This is a genomic window from Bacillus sp. 05T31 (assembly GCF_056396725.1).
Window position 1 is genome coordinate 1 of the sequence record NZ_JBFTMA010001021.1, and the last position, 1,092, is coordinate 1,092.

General features: G+C 28.5%; 1 protein-coding gene. It reads right to left on the bottom strand.

Annotation, left to right across the window (positions count from 1 at the left end; translation table 11 throughout):
- Nucleotides 1-317 precede the first annotated feature (317 nt).
- A partial coding sequence (locus AC1DJR_RS30935; protein ID WP_477004357.1) for a TGS domain-containing protein occupies nucleotides 318-1,092 on the bottom strand: 775 nt, incomplete at its 5' end.

A 1,092-nucleotide genomic window follows, 5' to 3' on the forward strand; every position in this document is an offset into this window, starting at 1 on the left:
GGTGTAGTCAATAGTAGAAGTCAATCGTATTACCTGCCTTTCTATAGGTAAGTATGGATACAACTTTAGGATATGTGCCTAGTGTTAGTTATGTGCATTTGTCTGTATCATAATAAATTCACCTGTTTTATAAAGAATATAGGTTGTGCTTCTTATTTCTCATAATGTAAATACGGATAAAAATTAGAGCGAACTAATGAAAGTCGGAATTATTGATGTTAGGTTAGGAGTAAAAATATTGAAATTTATTTCGTATATTTTAATGGTTACGTTATATGAAAAGACCAATGCCTTATAGAAAGGAATTGGCCTTTTATTTAAGATAGTTTTTGATGAATCATTAATTGTGCTTTAGCAGTATTGGCGTAATTTAGCCACTCTAATTCCAAGCTTTGTTTTAAATCGAAATGGATTTCGATGACGTCAAAATGAGATACCTTTGTTTTAAGTGGAACAGGCATCCCATTTACTTTTACTTTTTTCATGCTATGTGCAATTTTTGGAAATGCAGAGAAAGAAAAATCAATGATTGTAGCACCATCAGGTAAATAAACTGGTTGTAAATCTGTAGTATAAGCTGTAATAGTATTTTCAAATAGTTCATACGATACTAAACTACGGAAAGTGATTGGATCTGTAGTTAATAAATTGTTATTCACAATTGTATCATCCATTATTTTATAAGATATTGCTTGAATATTTGCAGTTCTATCATTCAATAAAGAAAAAATACCGTTATCTTTCAAAGTTTTTGCTATTTGTGTTTGAATGATAATTGTTTGTTCAGCATCATTCATATTGACTTTAGTTTTTAAGTTGTTATTAAAATGGCTATTTTCAAGTGCTATATTATCCTCGAAATAGTTTATAGTCGGTTTATATAATTGATGTATTATTCCAAGAATTTTATAGCAATCTAGTACACTTGTAGTTGTAATACAAATTTGTGAAATACCTGATACATTTTGTATTTCTTGTAATTGTGAGTATGCAGTATATACTGGGGGAAACTCATAGTTTATTTCAAATAAAAGGTTTGTATTAGAAAAAGAATGTATCCCTTTTCTTAAATGAGTTATATTTTTTTGAAGG